We start from the raw sequence: 16,507 nt of genomic DNA, 5'->3' as shown, positions 1-16,507 counted from the left end.
TTGGACTGCGCGGCGAGTCCCATGCGTTACACCGCTCACTAGGAGGTACCGCGTATCACACTATTATGCCCTATCTATCAGGTGAAACATGTTTCATTTACTGATTTGTGTGACCTGTCTAATGAAAATGGGCTACTGGGCGTGCGTTCCGACGTGCTGCGCCAGGGCCTGCGCGACCGCCGCGGGTGCCTCCTCGGGCAGGAAGTGCCCGGCCTCGCGAATGACAATCTGGGTCAGGGGAGCGTCGACAAACTGCGCGTCGGCGGCGTGATCGAGTGCGGACCATGCGCCGTCGTCTCGGCCGACAAGCGACAGGACGGGCACCCGCAGCGGCTCCGACAGGGTGCGGCGAACCTCGCGAGACAGCGACCGGGTCGCGTGGAACCCCCGCAGGGCCGTGTGCGCGGCGAAGGGGCGGCGCAGGGCCGCCCGGTAGGTGCCCGACTGTGACACGAGGGCGTCCACGTTAGCGGGAGACGCCCACGCGCGGTACACGGTCGTCACGAGCGACCCGGAACGCAGGGCGCGCTCGCGTCCCGTGGGCAGCGCGAGACGGCCCTGAAGGACGCGGCCACCCGCCCAGGGGGCGCGCCCGATGACGGGCTGGATGCCCAGCGGATGCGGCGCTGACAGGACGGCGACCGAGCGCAACTCGAGCGGCGCGAGCGCACCGATCATCCACGCGACGGTCCCCCCGACGCCGAGGCCGGCCACGGAGAACGAGGCGACGCCGAGCGCACGCACGACCCCGATGACGTCGGTGGCCAGCTGGGTCACGTCGCAGTCCCCGCGCGTCAGGTCGGAGGTCCCAAAGCCTCGCAAATCGAGGGCAAACACGCGCGAGGTCGACTCGGCCAGGAGGGGCAGGACCTCACGCCAGGACCACCAGTGCTCGGGGAAACCGTGCAGGAGTACCAGCGCATGGTCCATGTCCTGGCCCATGTCGGCGACGTGGAATGCGGCGCCCCCAGCGCTCACGTGCCGATGGGTCCACGGACCTTCGAGCTCGATCGCGCTGGCGGGAATCAGGGTCTTCACTTGCTGCTCAGGTCCTTCGCTGCCTTCTTGCGTGCGCGCTTGGAATAGAAAGCGCCGGCCGGGTTGACGGCCTCAATCGAGGTGCGCAGGGCCTCCTCGGCGCGGCCGGTGCGGCGCGCGGAGTGGGAGAGGTAGCCCACGCCCATGAGGACGATGCCCAGGATCGCGAAACGACCGGAGTAGCCGGACGCCTGCAGGTGGTGCGAGAGATTCGCGCCGAGGGAGCTGGAGGCGCTCAGGGCGTTCAGCGAAGCCAGCAGGGTCGAGGCCGTGATGCCGGGGGCGAGCACCCACGGCAGGCCGACGATCAGGGTGGCCACGCCCATGATCCACGCGCCCAGGGAGGAGCGGCGCGCGGTGGCAAACAGGATCACGGCGACGATGATCGCTCCGAGGAGTTCGCCGAGCGCCAGGATCGAGGCGACGCCCGTGTACATGGGGGCGGCGTCGGCCAGCGTCATGCGTGCGCCGGCGTCGGAAGCCAGGTACCAGCCGAACGGCGTGAGGACGAGGAAGAGCACGAGGGACAGGAAGTGGGCTCCACGGCGCGAGGGCATCTCGGTGATGACCGGCGCGGCAGAGAAGAGCTCGTCGTCCAGCCCGGCGGGCTCCTTCGTGTTCTCGGAGCGGTCGCGATTGGCGGAGGCGATCGCGGCCAGGGTGGCGGCGTCGCGCTCGTCATCGTCGGCGCCCAGCAGGGAGCGGCGGCGCGGGCGTTCGGCCTCGGCCTGGTCCTGATCCGCGAAGGAGTACGAGGTCGCCTGTGTGGGCAGCTGCTTGGTGGGGCCGTCGACGAGGGCGGTCACTGAGTCCTTGGTCGTGTCCTCGTCCGAGGCCGTGTCGCGCTCGACGGGTTCCTGGGCGCTCGACGCGCTGGCCTGCTGCTCGGTGGGGCTCAGCGCGGGGATCGAGGGAGAGACGGGTTCCTCGTCACCGAAGATCATGGAGCGGCGCGACGCCAGGGTGTGGGTTGCTTCCGCCGCGGCGCCGCCGACCGCGGAGACGGGCTCCTCGGCGTCCTTCGAGGCCTCGGTGCCCTCCGCTGTCGTCGCCTCGTCCGCGTGCTCCTCGGCGTTGTCGACGGGCGTTTCCTCGACGTTGTCGGTGGGAGCATCCTGCGGGGCATCGGCCGTCTCGTCGGCGGTCTCTTCGCGGGGCTCGCGCACGGAATCGAGGTTCAGTCCCAGGGCGGCCGCGGCCTGCGCGGGCGTCATGACGGGGGAGCGGGCGGGCTCCCGCTCCTCGGCGGGCTCGCCGACCTGCTCGGGCGCGTCGCTTGCCTCCTCGGCGGGCTCGCCGACCTGCTCGGGCTCGTCGTCCGTCGCGTCCTCGCCCTGCGCGGCGGCTTCTTCGGCCGGGGTTTCTTCGGCCGGGGCTTCTTCGGCCACGGGGGCGCTCGGCTCGTCGGACTCCGCCTCGTCGGCGTCCTCGCTCGGTGCGGCCTCAGCGCGCTCGGTCGACGAGGCCTCGGCGGGGGCATCGGCTGGTTCGTCGCTGGGGGCCTCCTGTGCGGGAGCCTCGGTGCCCTGCTCGACCGGGGCCTCCTCCGTCGCGTCGCCTGCTGCGGCGGCCTCGTCCGAGGAAGCGGCGTCGGCCTCGGAGTGAGCGGCGTCGGCTTCGGACGTGGCGCCCTCGCGCTGCGCGGAGCCATCCGCCTCGGGGGCGTCGGAGGACGCATCCGCGGGCGCGTCCTCGGCCCCGGAGGGTGCCCCGGCCTGGTCCGTGGGGGAGACGGCCGGGAGGTCACCCGCGGGAGCGGAGACGACGGGTAGCTCGCCCGTGGAAATCTTGTCCTCGATGGCGGGCTTCAGGGGCGCCGTCGCGGGCACGCGGGCCTTCAGACTACCGATCGCGACGGACTCGATCTCGCCCGTGTGAATGGGCTCGCTGGACTCGCCGATGATGGCCGAGGCGTCGGAGCCTTCGCCCGGCAGCTCGATCTCCTCACCGGTCAACACCACGTTGTCGCGCTCGTCCTCGGCGCGGTCGCGCTCGACGTCAATCTCGTTCTCGGACATGCTTCCTCCTTATATCTGCCCACATATTACGTTTCATGCGCCCGAACGCGCTCATTAGTCCTCGGCAGGCCCCTCATTGTGAGTCGCCTCCTCGTTGGCCTCCAGCGTCTTGAGCGCCCGCACGCGCGCCCACAGGACGCCCATCGACGCGCATCCCGTCGCCATGCCCAGCGCCGCCAGGGTCGGACAGGCGAGCGAGACCTTCGTCAACAGGGACGAACCCGGCACGATCACGTTCCCCGTCAGCGACGCCCACACCGGCACCGCGACGAAGGCGGGCAGGACCAGGATGAGCCACGTCGCCAGCTGCGTGCCGGTGATCGACCAGCGGGCGCCCACCACCAGCAGCGCCAGCGCGAGCGCGGCCCCCAAGGCCAGGCCGTGCCCCATCAAGTGCCCCTCCAACACCCCTTCCAGGCCCATCGCCGCCACGTTCGTCGTGTCCGAGGGGGCGGCCCCCACCATCAACACACCCACCGCGATGGCCGCCGGGACCGCGACCGTCGTACCGAAGGCGTGGCGGTGCACCCGGGCGAGCGGCATACGCGTGTCCTGACCGGCGCGCATCCGCACCGACTTGATCGTCAGCGCACACGCGCCCAGCATCAGCGACATGCACAGGGGGTAGAGCCCCCACACGACGCCCGCGGCCATATCGCGCGGCTCCACTGAGGACTTCATCAGGAAGGGGATGCGTGCAATGCCCATGAACTGGGTAACTCCCACCGCGAGCGACCACACGAAGGTCACGACCATGCCCGCGCTGGATTCCTCGCAGTTCAGGGCGATCAGGGCCAGCAGCAGCGACGCGAGCGCCATGCCGATGAGGCCTTCGACCGAGGCCAGCGGCTGCCCGACGGCGGCGAGCGCCTGCACGTCGACCATCGACGATCCCAGGAACACCAGCGCGATGGGCGCAAAAATGAACGCGAACAGGCCGGAGCGCAGGCGCGCGGAGAAGTTTCGATGCTGCAAAAGCGTCATGCCCCTAGTGTAGAGGCGTGAGTATCGAAGCCCTCGTCGACCCCGCCCCCGCCGTGCTGCGCGCCGCCTGTGCGCGCCCCGACGTCGCCTCCACCATGGACGAGGCTCACGCCGCCCTGGCCGAGCTGCGTTTCTGTGAGGGGCTGCGTCGCGGATGGGAGGAGGCCCGCGCGGAGGCCGCCGTGCGCGAGGCGGCTGCCCTGGCCATCGTCGAGGGCGCGCGCACCACCGTCGACGACGTGCGCGCCCTGTCGATGGCGGACGAGGGAGGGACGGCCTCGGACCCCGGAGCGGCCCTGGCGCTGGGGATCTGGCGCTCCCAATGGAGGCTGGCCTCGGGATTCCCCGCCCTCAACACGCGCTCCCAGGGGGGTGTGCGCGTCGCGCCCACGCCCCTGCCTGCCCTCATCGCCGGGCTGCACAGGGACGCCTGCTCCGGCCTGCTCGCCGCCGGCCTCACCGTGCCCGGCCAGGTGGCCACCCCGACGGACCCCACCCTGCTGGCCCCGGCCCTCGAGTATGCGCGCTGCGACGCGCCCGCCCTGGCTGTCGCCGCCGCCCTGACCGCCCACTTCCGTTTCCGGCGCGTCTTTTCCCCGGCCTCGTCGGCCGTGGGCGCGGGCCTGGCCCGCTGGGTCCTCGTCACGCGCGGCGTTGACCCGACCGGCGTGTGCGTGCCGGGCGCCTACGATGCGCTCGATCCGGCGCGTGCGGGGCGTTCCCTCGCGGGGTGGGTGAGTGCCGACGAGGCCGGCCTGGCCCGGTGGATCACCCACTACTGCCGGGGCGTCGTCTACGGCGCACAGGTCGGGCGGGACGTGGCCCGCCACGTGCAGGCGGGCAGGCTCTCCTAGCCGGTCAGCGGCGCGCCAGCGCGCACGCCGCCGCGCCCACCGCGACGCCGACCACGAAGGGAACGGCGACCTTCGCGGGCGTGGGCACCCGGCGGGGCAGCACGCGAACGGTCGACGAGAAGGTCAGCGTCGGCCAGCCCTCGCGCTCAGCCATCTCGCGCAGCGCCCGGTCCGGATTGACCGCGTAGGGGTGACCGACCAGGCGCAGGAGCGGGGCGTCCGACACCGAGTCCGAGTACGCCGAACACTGCGACAGATCCCAGCCGCGCATGCGAGCCAACTGTGCGCAGGCGTCCGCTTTGCCCTGCGCCTGGTTGAAGTGGATGACCTCCCCCGTGAAACACCCGTCGTCGTCCACGGCCGCCTTGGAGGCCAAGACCTCGTCCGCGCCCAGCATCGTCGCGATCGGACGCACCACCTCCTCCACCGACGCCGACGCGATCACCACGACGTCGCCGATGCTCTTGTGGTAGGCGATGCGCCGGAGAGCCTGCGCGTAACACACCGGCGCGATCGTGCGCTCCAGCGCGTCCTCGACCGTCGCCTCCAGGAACGCCGCGTTCCAGCCTCGCCCCATGCGCCCCATCGCCTCGGCCATCTGCTCCATGCGCGACTCGTCCGCGCCCGCCAGCAGGTAGGGCAGCTGGACCAGCACGGAGGCGATCGCGGTGCGCCGAGTCATCAGGCCGGCCTCGATGAAGGGCCCCGACAGCGCCACGTTTGACGAGGTGTCGAGGATCGTCTTATCCAAGTCAAAAAAGGCCGCACGTGCCATCGCGTTCACTCCAGCGTCGAGATTATCCACAGGGGTCCGCCGTCGGACCCTTCTGTGCACAGGGTGTCATTTCGCATCTGCGTTGTCCACAGGGGCGCGCGTGCGGGTAGACGCGCGTGCCGCCAGCGCGCACCGTGGAGGAATGAACCCTCACGCCGCACCCGGCCCGGGCCTCGTCGCCCTCGTGGGCCTGACCTCGCCCGACGCCGACTACGCGCGCGAGACCGTCACCGTGGCGGGAGCGCGCCTGTGCGAGGACCCCTCGCGCGCCTCCCTCGTCCTCGCCGCGCCTGGAGCTCCCGTTCCCGCGCTCGTGCCCTGCGTGCGCGTGGGCGGCGGGGGACAGGTGAGCCTGCCCGGGGACAGCGCGCTCGTCGTCTCCCTCATCGCCGAGGCCTCCTGGCGCCAGCGGCGGGACGACGCCGTGTGGGTGGTGGCCGGGATCGCCGGAGGGCTGGGAACGACGCGCGTCGTGCGCCTCCTCGCGCGTTCCGCGCGTGAGCGGCGGTGGCGCGCTCTCCTCGCGCGAATGATCCCTCGGCCTCGCTCCATCCCGAGAACGACGCGGCAGGATGGCCGATCGCGCGAACCGGTGGTCGTGGACGCCTCCGGGTCGGTGCCCGGCTTCGCACGCGCGCGCGATCACTGTCTGCCGGGAGTGCGGTGGGCGGACCTGGACGCCTCGGAGGACTCCTACCTGCCCGCCCTGCGCGACCACCTGCCCCGGATTGACGGCGTGAGCGCCCTCGTCGGGGACGGACGAGGAGCAGCCAGAGCGGACGACCCGCGCGTGGTCGCGGCGTGCCGGAGCCTCGGGGCTCCCCTCATCGTCGACGCCGGCCGGTGGGACGAACGCTCCGCACGCCTCGCCCAGGTCATCCGCGCCGACGCCCTCGTCCTCCTCACCCACGCCGACCTGGAGGGGGCCGCCGCGATGGCCGCCTCCCTGAGCGCCGCCCCGCCACCGGTCCCCGCGCTCACCCTCGTCGCCTCGCACAGCTCGGCCCGAAGCCCCGGCCTGAGCGCGTGCGCACCCGCCCCCATCCTACGCGCCCCCACGCGCGCCGGCCGCGACCTGCGCGCGCTGCGCCGGGCCCTCGCCACCATCGAGCCCGCGGACGGCGACGACCCATTCGCGTCGCCCGACCGCCCGGGTTCGCTCGCCCTCCTCGCATCGCCCGAGCGCCCGGGAGCACTGTCCGGAGGGAGAGACCATGCCTAGCGCGCTGCACTTCTTCGCGAGGGGAGACCCTCCCGCCCGAGCCGTCTCGCGCGCCGCGCGCCCCGGGTGCGGCGCCGCCGAGGCCGCCGCCTCCCTCGAGGAACTGCGGGCCCGCCAACGCGGCATGACGCCGGCCCTAGCGGCACTCGTCGACGCCCCCGGAGTCACCGACATCCTCATCAACGGCGGGCGCGCGTGGGTCGAGCGCGGCTCCGGCCTCGTGCGCACGGACGTCGGCATCAGCTGCGAGGCGGAGGCCCGCAGGTGCGCCATCCGCATGGCGAGCGCGTGCGGGGTCCGACTCGACGACGCGAGCCCCATCGCCGACGGGACACTCCCCGGCGGAGTGCGAGTACACGCGGTCCTCGCGCCCATCTCAGGGTCCGGGACCCTCCTCTCCCTGCGCGTGCTCGGGACCCGGCGCCTCGGGGTCGCCGACCTCGAGGAGCGCGGCACGCTGCCCCCACCCGTGGGCGCCCTCGTGCGGGCCCTCATCGCCGCCCGTGCCAACGTCCTCGTCTCCGGGGCGACCGGCTCCGGCAAGACGACGCTCCTGAGCGCCGCCCTCGCCCTCGTATCCGACAGCGAACGCATCGTCTGCATCGAAGAAGTTCCCGAAATAGCCCCCGCCCACCCCCACTGCGTCCACCTCATCGAGCGCGCCCCCAACGTCGAAGGACGAGGCGCCGTCACCCTGACCGACCTCGTGCGAGCGGCCATGCGCATGCGCCCCGACCGACTCATCCTCGGGGAATGCCGCGGGCCCGAAGTACGCGACGTCCTCACCGCCCTCAACACCGGGCACGACGGCGGATGGGCGACCCTTCACGCCAACAGCGCGCGCGACGTCCCCGCGCGGCTCGCGGCCCTCGGCGCGCTCGCGGGCATGAGCGAGACAGCGCTCGCCGCGCAAGCCGCCAGCGCCCTTGACGCCGTCCTCCACATGCGCCGAGACACATCCGGGCACCGATGGGTGGCCGAGGTCGGCGTCATCACGCGCGAACGCGGCTCCCTGTCGTGCGAGCCAGCGCTCAGCGTCGGCGCGGATGGGAGCGTCACCGAGCACCAGGCCTGGGCAACACTCGCCGGGAGGGCCGGGCTATGACGGCGGGTTTCCTCGGGGGCGTTGACGTGGCTGCCGGAGCGGGAATCCAACGCCTGGCGTGGCTCGCCGTCGGCCTCGCGCTCGCGGCCTGCGGGACGTGCCTGCTGGTCGGGTGCGTCGCGTCCGTCGTGCGCGGGAGGCGAGAGCGCCGCATCGTGCGAGCCTGGGCGGGCTCGGGCCGCACGCCTCCCCGTGGAGGAGTCGCTCCTCCCGGACCGTCGAGCCCGATGCGGTGGTGGGAGGGGTCGGGTCGCCACCGGGGGCGCGCCCAGGGGCCGCCGCGGGTGCGCGAGCTCGCCCTCCTCGTCGCCGAGGTGACCACCAGGCTCCGTGCGGGAGCCCCCACGTCGGCTGCCTGGGCGCACGCGATGGACAGGATCGGAGCTACAGACTCGGGCGGCGTCGACGCCGCCTACCCGCCCATCCTCGACGAGTGGGCGACGCGGCCGACGCGGTGGCGCGCGATGCTGGCGGGCGGGAATTCGCCGGGGGAAGCGGCCGCGCGTGTCGGCGCAGCCTCCATCATCGTGGCCTGCCGATTCAGCAGCGGCCTCGGCGCGCCCCTGGCCGACGTCCTCGACGCCATCGGGGACGCGATCGACGACGCCCAAGCCGTGGAAGAAGCACGTCGCGTCGCCTCCGCCGGACCGCTCATGTCCGCGCGCGTCCTCGCGGCGCTCCCGCTCGTCGGGGTGGGGGCTGCCCTGGCGCTCGGGGCGTCACCCTGGGCTTTCTACACGGGAGGCGGGCCGGGCAGCGTCTGTGCCGCGGTCGGCGTGGCCGCGTGGGGTGCGGGCATCGCCTCGTGTCGCAGAATCCTGGAGCGCTGCCGACGCTCCGAGGCATCCGGGCCGCCCACGGGGAGCGGTGCGGTGTCCGCCGACGGTGCCCTCGCATGCGACCTCGTCGCCTCCGCGCTCGCGTGCGGCGCTTCCATTCCGCGCGCGCTGGCGGCCCTCGCCGAGGCGTGCTCGCACGAGGAACTCGCCTGGACGGCCCGCGCCCTGCGCGTGGGGGCCTCGTGGGAGGAGGCGTGGGAGGACGCGCCGACCTGGGCGAGGCCCCTGGGCGAGGCGCTCGAGGCCTCGTGGACATGCGGGACAGATCCCGAGGGGATGCTCGCCCGAAGCGCCGCCTGGGAGCGGCGCACGCGCCTCGTCGAGGCGAGAACCAAGGCCGAGGAACTCAGCGTCCGGCTGGTCGGCCCGCTCGGGGTCTTCCTCCTACCGGCCTTCCTGGCCCTCGGGATCGCGCCCCTCCTCGCTCACCTCATGGGTGGAATCGGGGGATAGGGTCGTCGCCTGTCGATCAGCCGCGGTTCGGGCTGCGGTAAGAGCGCATCGTGGCCTCGACGTCGGGGCTGTCGGCACCCCAGGCTGCACTCGTCAGGTCACGGACCTGATCGGCCACGTCGCTTCTCGCCTGCGTGAACAGATCCAGGATCGTGCCCGCGAGCTCACCGGGCTCGTAGTCGTACATGTCCTCGGACAGGGTGAGGTCGGTGAGCGCACCGTTGGAATCGACGACGACGCGCACGCAGCGGTCCTGGGACTCGGCGACGACCTCCACCTGCGCGATGTCATCGACCAGCTTCTGGCTGTCGATTGCCTTCTGTTCAGCCTGGCTCTGCCACTCGTTGAGGAGGTTTTCGATCGCAGAATAGGTTTCTTCGGGGTTCATGGCTGGCTCTCTGTCCGCAGGATTCCGGCAACTAACGGTGATACTGTAGCCGCCCGCGCGCGGCCTTGTCTGCGCGGGAGCGTGAATGAGACCGGCCCGGCGCGCGTCACCCAGCCGGGCGCGTGTTGTCTGCGCGTCCCCTGCTCGCTCCCACCCGACCTCCTCGTGGAGAGTCGGGCGCGTGTTGTCTGCGCGTCCCCTTTCTGTATCCACAGGCACTCGCGTCGCGTTGCCTCTATCCACAGGGGCTTTAATCCAGGTGGAATGCGAGGGAATCTCACGCGCACACTGGCCCTGCGCGCGAGCGCGCGCACGACGAAAGGACAGATCAATGAAGATTATCGACCGACTCGACTGCGCCGTGACCAGGGCGCAACTCGCCGCCATGGGGACGATCCGCGACGCCTCCCAACACCTTCGCGCCGACCCGGATCGAAGCGACCCCTGCGCACAGAGGGACCCGGAGGAGGGCGCGACCACAGTCGAATACGCGATCGGCACCATCGCCGCCGCAGGATTCGCCGGCCTGCTCATCGTGATCCTCAAGTCCGACGCTGTGAGAGCGGCCCTCGAATCCCTCATCCAGGAGGCGCTCAACACGCGATGACACGCGACGAGAGAGGATACGTCACCGTCGAACACGCCGTGTGCTTCGTCGCCGTCACCCTGGTCATCGGCGTCCTCGTGGCCGCCGGCCAGGCCGGGATGACCGGATCGTCCCTGTGTCAGGCCGTGCGTGAAGGAGCCAGGGCCGCCTCCATTGGCGAGGCCGATCCTTGGGGCGTTGCCACGGCCTCGTTCCCGTCGGGGTCCTACACGGTCACGCGCGGGGACGGCCTCGTGACCGTCAGTGGCACCGCCCCCTATGGGGGTGCCGCCGGATGGGTCGGCGGGCAGGCGCACTGCACGGTCACAACAATCGACGAGGAGGACCTGTCGTGAGAGGGGAGCGGCACGCGCGACGGGGGAACGGCGGGAGCGAGGAGGGGTCGGGGACGATCAACTGCCTCGGCCTCATCGCCCTGGCCCTGACCCTGTCGGTGCTCCTGGCGGGCATCGGCGCCGCCCGCACCGCCTCGGTGCGCCTTCAGGCCGTGGCGGACCTGGCGGCGCTCGCCGGGGCCGAGCGCTCCGTGACCGCACGCTGGGAGGACGTCGGGGATCGGCCTTGCTCGGCCGCCGCCTCAGTCGCGCAGGCCAACGGCACCGACATCGAGACCTGCGAGGTGCGGGGCAGCGACTGTCGGGTGGTCCTGAGCGAGGCTGTTGTCATCATGGGAGTGAGGGCGACGCTTCGCGCGCGAGCGCGGGCTGGAAGCGTCACCTGAAAAAACTCCCAGGAAACTATCAGCTTCGTTCAATGGTGCCCTCAGGAAGTGCTCCTACAGTAAGAGTCATCAAGCTAAAGGAATCGCCCACCGGGGCGATCCGGGAAAGGGAGCGCATCGGGAGACTTGCACTGTGTTGATGGGATACTCGAAGGGGTCGGCCTCAGGGCCGGCCCCTTCGAGTATGTGGGGGTGGTCGGCGAGGTGGGGGTTATAGGACAAAACGTGTTGGTTTTGTGGTGACCTTTTGGCTTTCTGGTGCGGGAAAGTCGGTGTTTTAGTTGGTTGGGAGCCAACGTGGAGGTTGGACAAAACGTGTTGCTGGATGGTCGACTTGTCAGCGCCGATGGCGCGGCCACCGTCCGTAACGAGAGGCGCGATCCTTCGGGGTCGCGCCTCTGTCGTCTCCCTGGGAATAGAGAGAGCGTCGGGACGCCTGCGAGCTGTGGGGCCCTCTTGTGTTTGTGTGAACGCATCGTGCGCGCGTGAGCCCCTTTCACTCGCATGCTCACCCGTGAGGTGGCGGCTTGGGCACGGCCGGTGGCGGCCTGGGTCCCTTCATGTGCACGTTAACCCGATGGGTGGTGGCCTGGGCGCCCTGCCCACCATGCCACCAATAGGGTTTAGCTGCGCATTGACGGGTTACTGTGCATGTTCGGGGGTTCGCGCGCGAGCAGCATGCGAGGCCAGGCGCCGTTGTGCCCACATCGCAGACCACCTCGCCCACAACACCCGATTGTCAGCGTTTTTCGCCGAGGTGGTCTGCACTTTGGGCGCCACACCAACCAAAGCCACGCGCGGACCGCCACCAAATGGGGGGAATTGCGCTGTGAGAGGTGCACGGTCGAGCTCGGCCTACGTCGAGGGCGCCACCAAACGGGGGGGAATTGCACCAATAGAGGCGCGACACGCCGGCGACACGCCGAGGGGAGGCTTCTAATGGTGCAAAACCCCCATCGTCAGCCCGACATACACCCAGGCGCAGAGGGCGGAGGGCCGGAGGCCACGGGCGCGCTTCGAGACACGGGCCTAGCCACGGCACCCGCGGGCGGCGACCCGACAACCTCCAGACAAATTTCGCACGTAATTTCCCCTCGGTCATTTTTCGAGATCACCTGAAAACGTTGCAATTCCAGCGATGTGGATTCAACATTTGAACTAATCGCAGGGGAATTACGTGCGAAACTACGGGTTGATAGCCATAGCTGGGCATCAGGGCAACGCACCGAACAACATCAGCAGCGAAGACCCCACCGGCGCGGAGGGGTCGCAGGGGTAAAATCCGTGTTGGAGTTGCCCGCATCACATGTCGTCTGGCCCATCAAGCCCATGTCAGCCATTTTTCATCGAGGTGGTATGCACTGTGGGCGCCACGTCACCCCGAACCGCGACCTCACAGCCAGCAAACGGGGGGAATTGCACCATTAGAGGTGCGACACGCCGGCGACACGCCGAAGCAAGGCTCCTAATGGTGCAAAACCCCCATCTGGCCCGGGCTCTTTCTCCTTGCGGTGCCGCCTGGCCTGCGTGCTGTGATGCCGACCCCATCCGTTCCCGGGCGCGCGGTCCAGTAGACAGCTTCGAGTCGTTCCGTCAGTCGGTCGAGTCATCCGTTCCCGGGCGCGCGGTCCAGCAGGTAGGCGAGCAGCGTGATGGCCCCCTGCTTGGACAGGGGTTCGTTCCCATTGCCGCACTTGGGCGACTGCACGCAGCGCGGGCACCCGGACTCGCAGTCGCAGGAGGAGACGGCCTCGAGCGTGGCGGCCACCCACGACCGCGCGCTGTTGAAGCCGGCGAGCACGTGCCCGGCGCCGCCCCGGAACGCGTCGTGAATGAAGACGGTGGGAGCGCCCGTGTCGTCGTGCAGCTCGGTGGACAGGCCGCCCAGGTCCCAGCGGTCGCAGGTCGCGACGAGGGGCAGGATCCCGATCATCGCGTGCTCGGTCGCGTGCAGGGTGCCCGCTAGGTCCGCGGCGTTGATCCCCATCGCGGCCAGCGCCGCGGGGGTGAGGGTGAACCACGTGGACTTCGTGGGCAGCGTGTGCGTGGGCAGGAACAGCTCGATGTTGCGGATGAACTCGAGTCCGGGCAGGCGCAGCAGGTCGTAGTCGGTGACCCGCGTCGACACGTTCGTCGGCCCGTGATACCACGTGACCGTGCCATCCTCGCACATGTAGGTCTGCTCGATGGCGCACACCTCGACGCTCGTGTGGGTCGCCGAGCGCGTGCGCAGGGGAGTGCGCACCTCCTCGACCAGGGCGACGCGCGCGTCGCCCGCCCGTGCTGGTGGAATGACGATCGACGAGGCCTGGGCCCCCTCCCGCCGCCCGCCCCCAAGGTGGTCCGCTCCCTGGGAGCCGCCCCCGGCATCGGGGAGGAGGGTGCGCGGCCACCCTTGGGCGGCGGGTGCGGTGGGCGTGGTGAGGGGGCTGAGGGCGAGGACGTGGAAGGTGCGCCCCTGGTGGATGTAGATGGCGCCGGGGAAGACGTGGGCGTCGGCGGAGGCCTGGTCGATGGTGCCGACGACGGTGCCGGTGGCCGCGTCGACGATCTGGACATCGCCGGCGGCGCCGCGCAGGTCGGTGAGGTCGGAGGGGCGTTCGGGCCGGGTGGCGTCCCAGAAGTATCCGGCGGGCCTGCGTTTGAGGTACCCGTCGGCGACGAGCCGCAGGGCAACGCCGCTCAGTTCCGCGCCAAAGTAGGTGATGTCGGACGGCGTGATCGGTATTTCTGCTGCCGCGGCGGCGATGTGCGGTGCCAGCACCCACGGGTTGGAGGGGTCGATGACGCTGGCTTCGACCTCGCCGAGGATGTGTTCCGGGTGGCGCACGAGGTACGCGTCGAGGGGGTTGTCGGAGGCGATGAGCACGGAGGTTCCGGGCGCGCCCGCGCGCCCGGCTCGGCCGATCTGCTGGCGCAGGGACGCGCGCGTGCCCGGCCAGCCAACCGTGATCGTCGCGTCCAGCCCCGAGATGTCCAGGCCCATCTCGAGAGCCGACGTCGTGGCGAGCGCCCGCACCGCGCCGGTGCGCAGCGCCTCCTCGAGGGCGCGCCGCTCCTCGGGCAGGTATCCGCCGCGATATGCGCCCACCCGGCCCGCATTCGCGGAACCCCGCGACGACAGGCGGTCGCGCACCTGGGCGGCCACGGCCTCGGCCCCCGCGCGCGAGCGCACGAAGGCGAGGAGGCGCGCCCCCTCCTCGACGAAGGCGGCGGCCAGGTTCGCGGCCTCGACACCGGCGCTGCGCCGCACGATCGGGACCTTGAGGGTGGCGGTGCCCGGCGGCGCGTCGAGAGCGGCCAGGAACGAGGAAATGTCGACCTCGGACTCGTCGGCCATGATGGCGCCCTGCCACAGGACCAGCTCGTGGGCGCCGGCCGGCGAGCCGTCCTCGGTGATGGCGACCGCGTCGCGCCCCGTGAGCGCGCGCCCCACGGATGCCGCGTCGCGCACCGTCGCGCTGAGCATGACGACGCGCGGATCCGCGCCCAGGTGGTGGGCGACGCGCAGCAGCCGGCGCACGACCAGCGCGATGTGCGAGCCGGTGACGCCGCGCCAGTGGTGGGCCTCGTCGATGACGATGAGGCGCAGCGACGCCAGGAAACGCGACCAGCGCTGGTGCGACGGAAGCATCACGTAGTGCAGGAAATCCGGGTTCGACAGGATCAGGTCGGCGCCCGCACGCGCCCACTCCTTGGCCTCGCGGGGCGTGTCCCCGTCCACGGTCGTCGCGCGCACGCGGCGCAGCCGCTCATCGACGAGGCCGGGGCCGCCTTCCGGGTCCCCGTCCCCCTGTGCGTCCTCGGGGGTTACGTCCTGGCCCAGCAGCGACATGAGCGAGGCCAGCTGATCCGCGGCCAGGGCCTTCGTGGGGGCCAGGTACAGGGCAGACGGGCGGCGGTGGATCGCGGAAATGCGCGACGAATCCTCGGCCTCGACCAGGTCGGAGAGGATCGGAGTCCACGCGGCCAGCGACTTGCCCGAGCCGGTCCCTGTCGCGAGCACGACGTCGCGGCCCTCGCGCAGGGCGTCCATGGCCTCGCGCTGGTGGAACCACGGGCGCTCCACGCCCCGGCGCGCCCACGCGTCCATGAGCGCAGGGCAGACCCACTGCGGCCAATCCGCGATTCTTTCCGGGCGCCCCGGGAGCGTCACGTGGCCGACCAGGCGGTCGTCCCCGGAACTCAGGCGCTCTAAGACGTCCAGCAGGTCGGTGGGGGAAGGAGAAGAAGGCGACGTGGGCGCGCTCACGTCGCCCGACGGCGCGTGATCGGGTGCCTCATCCCGAGGCAACGCGGACGACCCCGTGCGAGGGGCGAAGCGCGCGTGCCCGCGTGTGCCCGCCCCGGCCTCGTCCGGGTCGGGAGAGGCAGAGCACTCAGCGCTCATCCGCGTCCGGGTTCACCCACCCCAGCGCCTCGGACGCCGACTCCTTCACGTACTCCATCGCGGCGATACCCGTCGAAATGCCCGACGAAATAGCGTCGCGCAGCTGGTCGTTGGACAGGCCCGCCTCCGTGTCGACCACGAAGTCCGCGTAGACGCCGAGCGTGCCTTCCGGGGTGGTCGCCGTGTACACCGTCGGGAAGTACTTCTCGCGATTCCAGTTGTCGGCGGTCGCGAACATCGCGTGCTCCGCGCTGGCGGCCGGAACATCCGGCTCCCACAGGGCCCGAATCGACAGGAAGCGCCCCGCCGTATCGAAGGACACCAGGAAGGGTATGCGGTCGAAGATCGCCCCGCCCGCGCGTCCCGGCTCGATCACGTCGAGGGCGTAGCCCATCGCGCGAATGGCGGCCGTAACGCGCTCGAAGTTCGCGGGGTAGGGCGTCGTATCGTCCTCGGGCACCACAAAAGGAACGTTCACTGCGCCGCCTCCTGGCTCTGTCCATCCCAATCCACGAACCCGGGCAGCGTCACCTCAAGGTCCGCGAAGAATCCCATGATCATTGCCATCGACGTTTCGAAGAAATGGTCGAGCTGCGCCTGGGTGAGGCCGGACAGTACGACGATGTTGCATTCGGCGATCAGTCCGTACTGCGCGCCGTCCTCCAGCGGGGCCAGGTAAGCCTTGGGGCCCGTGCGGGTCGCGTTGCAGGCTGCGACCTCGCGCGCGAGCTCACCGAACTGCTCCGGCGTGCGCGCGATCCCTCGCCATTGGGCGCGCAGCTGCAGGATCTGAGGATTCGTCGCGTTCCAGAAAAAAGCGGCGTTGGGCGTCAGGTAGGCCAGTTCGCCCTCGTTGTAGTCGCCGAAACGCACGTCCCGGGAGCGCAGCAAATCACGAATACGGTCGGTGCTGACAGGTGAAGAAGAGGCCACTGACAACTCCCGCGTTAAACGTACACAATCGGACACCCCCACTCTAATCGAGGCCTCCGTCACGCGCTCGCCCACCCTGAGCCCACCCTGAGCTCACCCTGAGCGCCTTCCGAGCGCTCCCCGAGTGGGTGGCGAGGCTCGCATCGGGGCCTGTGCGCCCCCGAAGCGGCCTTTCCAGTT

At 70.9% G+C, this 16,507-nt stretch carries 15 protein-coding genes; 7 read left to right on the top strand and 8 right to left on the bottom strand.

All coding sequences use genetic code 11. The annotated features are described in order from the left end of the window. Window positions 1-132: 132 nt before the first annotated feature. Genes QU663_RS09865 through QU663_RS09855 form a run of 3 tightly spaced genes read right to left on the bottom strand, consistent with a single transcriptional unit; the run spans window position 133 to window position 4,040 of the window. Window positions 133-1,038: an alpha/beta fold hydrolase gene (locus QU663_RS09865; protein WP_021611999.1), complete on the bottom strand. Its 906-nt coding sequence runs from the start codon at window positions 1,036-1,038 to the stop codon at window positions 133-135. After that, a complete protein-coding gene (locus QU663_RS09860) occupies window positions 1,035-3,056 on the bottom strand; it encodes a hypothetical protein (protein ID WP_021611998.1) in 2,022 nt (673 codons plus the stop codon). Before QU663_RS09860 ends, QU663_RS09865 begins: the two co-directional genes overlap by 4 nt. 54 nt (window positions 3,057-3,110) lie before the next feature. Further along, window positions 3,111-4,040 carry a hypothetical protein gene (locus QU663_RS09855; RefSeq protein ID WP_021611997.1) on the bottom strand — a complete coding sequence of 310 codons (930 nt, stop codon included), beginning with the start codon at window positions 4,038-4,040 and terminating at the stop codon, window positions 3,111-3,113. A gap of 17 nt (window positions 4,041-4,057) precedes the next feature. Between QU663_RS09855 and QU663_RS09850 the strand changes: the two genes are divergently transcribed. Further along, complete coding sequence (locus QU663_RS09850) at window positions 4,058-4,894, top strand: hypothetical protein (RefSeq protein ID WP_021611996.1); 837 nt, start codon at window positions 4,058-4,060, stop codon at window positions 4,892-4,894. Between the two features lie 4 nt (window positions 4,895-4,898). Here QU663_RS09850 and QU663_RS09845 read toward each other — a convergent pair whose 3' ends face one another. Next, window positions 4,899-5,669, bottom strand: a complete 771-nt coding sequence (locus QU663_RS09845) for an HAD family phosphatase (RefSeq protein WP_021611995.1) — start codon at window positions 5,667-5,669, stop codon at window positions 4,899-4,901. Window positions 5,670-5,811: 142 nt separating this feature from the next. Here QU663_RS09845 and QU663_RS09840 point away from each other — a divergent pair, with 142 nt between their 5' ends. The 3 genes from QU663_RS09840 to QU663_RS09830 are packed head-to-tail and all read left to right on the top strand — an operon-like array spanning window position 5,812 to window position 9,288. Further along, window positions 5,812-6,891: a hypothetical protein gene (locus QU663_RS09840; RefSeq protein WP_296494753.1), complete on the top strand. Its 1,080-nt coding sequence runs from the start codon at window positions 5,812-5,814 to the stop codon at window positions 6,889-6,891. Next, window positions 6,884-7,996, top strand: coding sequence for a TadA family conjugal transfer-associated ATPase (locus tag QU663_RS09835; protein WP_296494754.1), 1,113 nt, complete (start codon window positions 6,884-6,886; stop codon window positions 7,994-7,996). The genes QU663_RS09840 and QU663_RS09835 overlap by 8 nt, the downstream gene beginning before the upstream one ends. Beyond that, window positions 7,993-9,288: a type II secretion system F family protein gene (locus tag QU663_RS09830; RefSeq protein ID WP_021611507.1), complete on the top strand. Its 1,296-nt coding sequence runs from the start codon at window positions 7,993-7,995 to the stop codon at window positions 9,286-9,288. Before QU663_RS09835 ends, QU663_RS09830 begins: the two co-directional genes overlap by 4 nt. 16 nt (window positions 9,289-9,304) lie before the next feature. Here QU663_RS09830 and QU663_RS09825 read toward each other — a convergent pair whose 3' ends face one another. Next, window positions 9,305-9,676: a YbaB/EbfC family nucleoid-associated protein gene (locus QU663_RS09825; RefSeq protein WP_009058367.1), complete on the bottom strand. Its 372-nt coding sequence runs from the start codon at window positions 9,674-9,676 to the stop codon at window positions 9,305-9,307. Between the two features lie 331 nt (window positions 9,677-10,007). On the opposite strand from QU663_RS09825, the gene QU663_RS09820 reads away from it, so the two are divergent. The 3 genes from QU663_RS09820 to QU663_RS09810 are packed head-to-tail and all read left to right on the top strand — an operon-like array spanning window position 10,008 to window position 11,004. Beyond that, window positions 10,008-10,283: a DUF4244 domain-containing protein gene (locus tag QU663_RS09820; protein ID WP_021611506.1), complete on the top strand. Its 276-nt coding sequence runs from the start codon at window positions 10,008-10,010 to the stop codon at window positions 10,281-10,283. Then, window positions 10,280-10,618, top strand: a complete 339-nt coding sequence (locus QU663_RS09815) for a TadE/TadG family type IV pilus assembly protein (protein ID WP_009058359.1) — start codon at window positions 10,280-10,282, stop codon at window positions 10,616-10,618. The genes QU663_RS09820 and QU663_RS09815 overlap by 4 nt, the downstream gene beginning before the upstream one ends. Then, entirely contained in the window at window positions 10,615-11,004 is a 390-nt protein-coding gene (locus tag QU663_RS09810; protein ID WP_021611505.1) for an Rv3654c family TadE-like protein, read from the top strand. Before QU663_RS09815 ends, QU663_RS09810 begins: the two co-directional genes overlap by 4 nt. A gap of 1,606 nt (window positions 11,005-12,610) precedes the next feature. Here QU663_RS09810 and QU663_RS09805 read toward each other — a convergent pair. The 3 genes from QU663_RS09805 to QU663_RS09795 form a co-directional block, all read right to left on the bottom strand. Further along, complete coding sequence (locus QU663_RS09805) at window positions 12,611-15,193, bottom strand: DEAD/DEAH box helicase (RefSeq protein WP_304990707.1); 2,583 nt, start codon at window positions 15,191-15,193, stop codon at window positions 12,611-12,613. A gap of 190 nt (window positions 15,194-15,383) precedes the next feature. Continuing rightward, complete coding sequence (locus QU663_RS09800) at window positions 15,384-15,872, bottom strand: YbjN domain-containing protein (RefSeq protein ID WP_021612238.1); 489 nt, start codon at window positions 15,870-15,872, stop codon at window positions 15,384-15,386. Further along, a complete protein-coding gene (locus QU663_RS09795; RefSeq protein WP_009056464.1) occupies window positions 15,869-16,327 on the bottom strand; it encodes a YbjN domain-containing protein in 459 nt (152 codons plus the stop codon). Before QU663_RS09795 ends, QU663_RS09800 begins: the two co-directional genes overlap by 4 nt. Window positions 16,328-16,507: the final 180 nt, after the last annotated feature.

Source organism: Schaalia sp. HMT-172, assembly GCF_030644365.1.
Lineage (GTDB): Bacteria > Actinomycetota > Actinomycetes > Actinomycetales > Actinomycetaceae > Pauljensenia.
Note: the sequence above shows the minus strand (reverse complement) of the source record. Positions and strands in the feature narration are given on the sequence as shown.

Coding starts and splice junctions, on each gene's coding strand:
- QU663_RS09860 (WP_021611998.1), bottom strand. CDS start 3,056: ATGTCCGAGAACGAGATTGACGTCGAGCGCGACCGCGCCGAGGACGAG.
- QU663_RS09830 (WP_021611507.1), top strand. CDS start 7,993: ATGACGGCGGGTTTCCTCGGGGGCGTTGACGTGGCTGCCGGAGCGGGA.
- QU663_RS09845 (WP_021611995.1), bottom strand. CDS start 5,669: ATGGCACGTGCGGCCTTTTTTGACTTGGATAAGACGATCCTCGACACC.
- QU663_RS09825 (WP_009058367.1), bottom strand. CDS start 9,676: ATGAACCCCGAAGAAACCTATTCTGCGATCGAAAACCTCCTCAACGAG.
- QU663_RS09840 (WP_296494753.1), top strand. CDS start 5,812: ATGAACCCTCACGCCGCACCCGGCCCGGGCCTCGTCGCCCTCGTGGGC.
- QU663_RS09835 (WP_296494754.1), top strand. CDS start 6,884: ATGCCTAGCGCGCTGCACTTCTTCGCGAGGGGAGACCCTCCCGCCCGA.
- QU663_RS09855 (WP_021611997.1), bottom strand. CDS start 4,040: ATGACGCTTTTGCAGCATCGAAACTTCTCCGCGCGCCTGCGCTCCGGC.
- QU663_RS09815 (WP_009058359.1), top strand. CDS start 10,280: ATGACACGCGACGAGAGAGGATACGTCACCGTCGAACACGCCGTGTGC.
- QU663_RS09820 (WP_021611506.1), top strand. CDS start 10,008: ATGAAGATTATCGACCGACTCGACTGCGCCGTGACCAGGGCGCAACTC.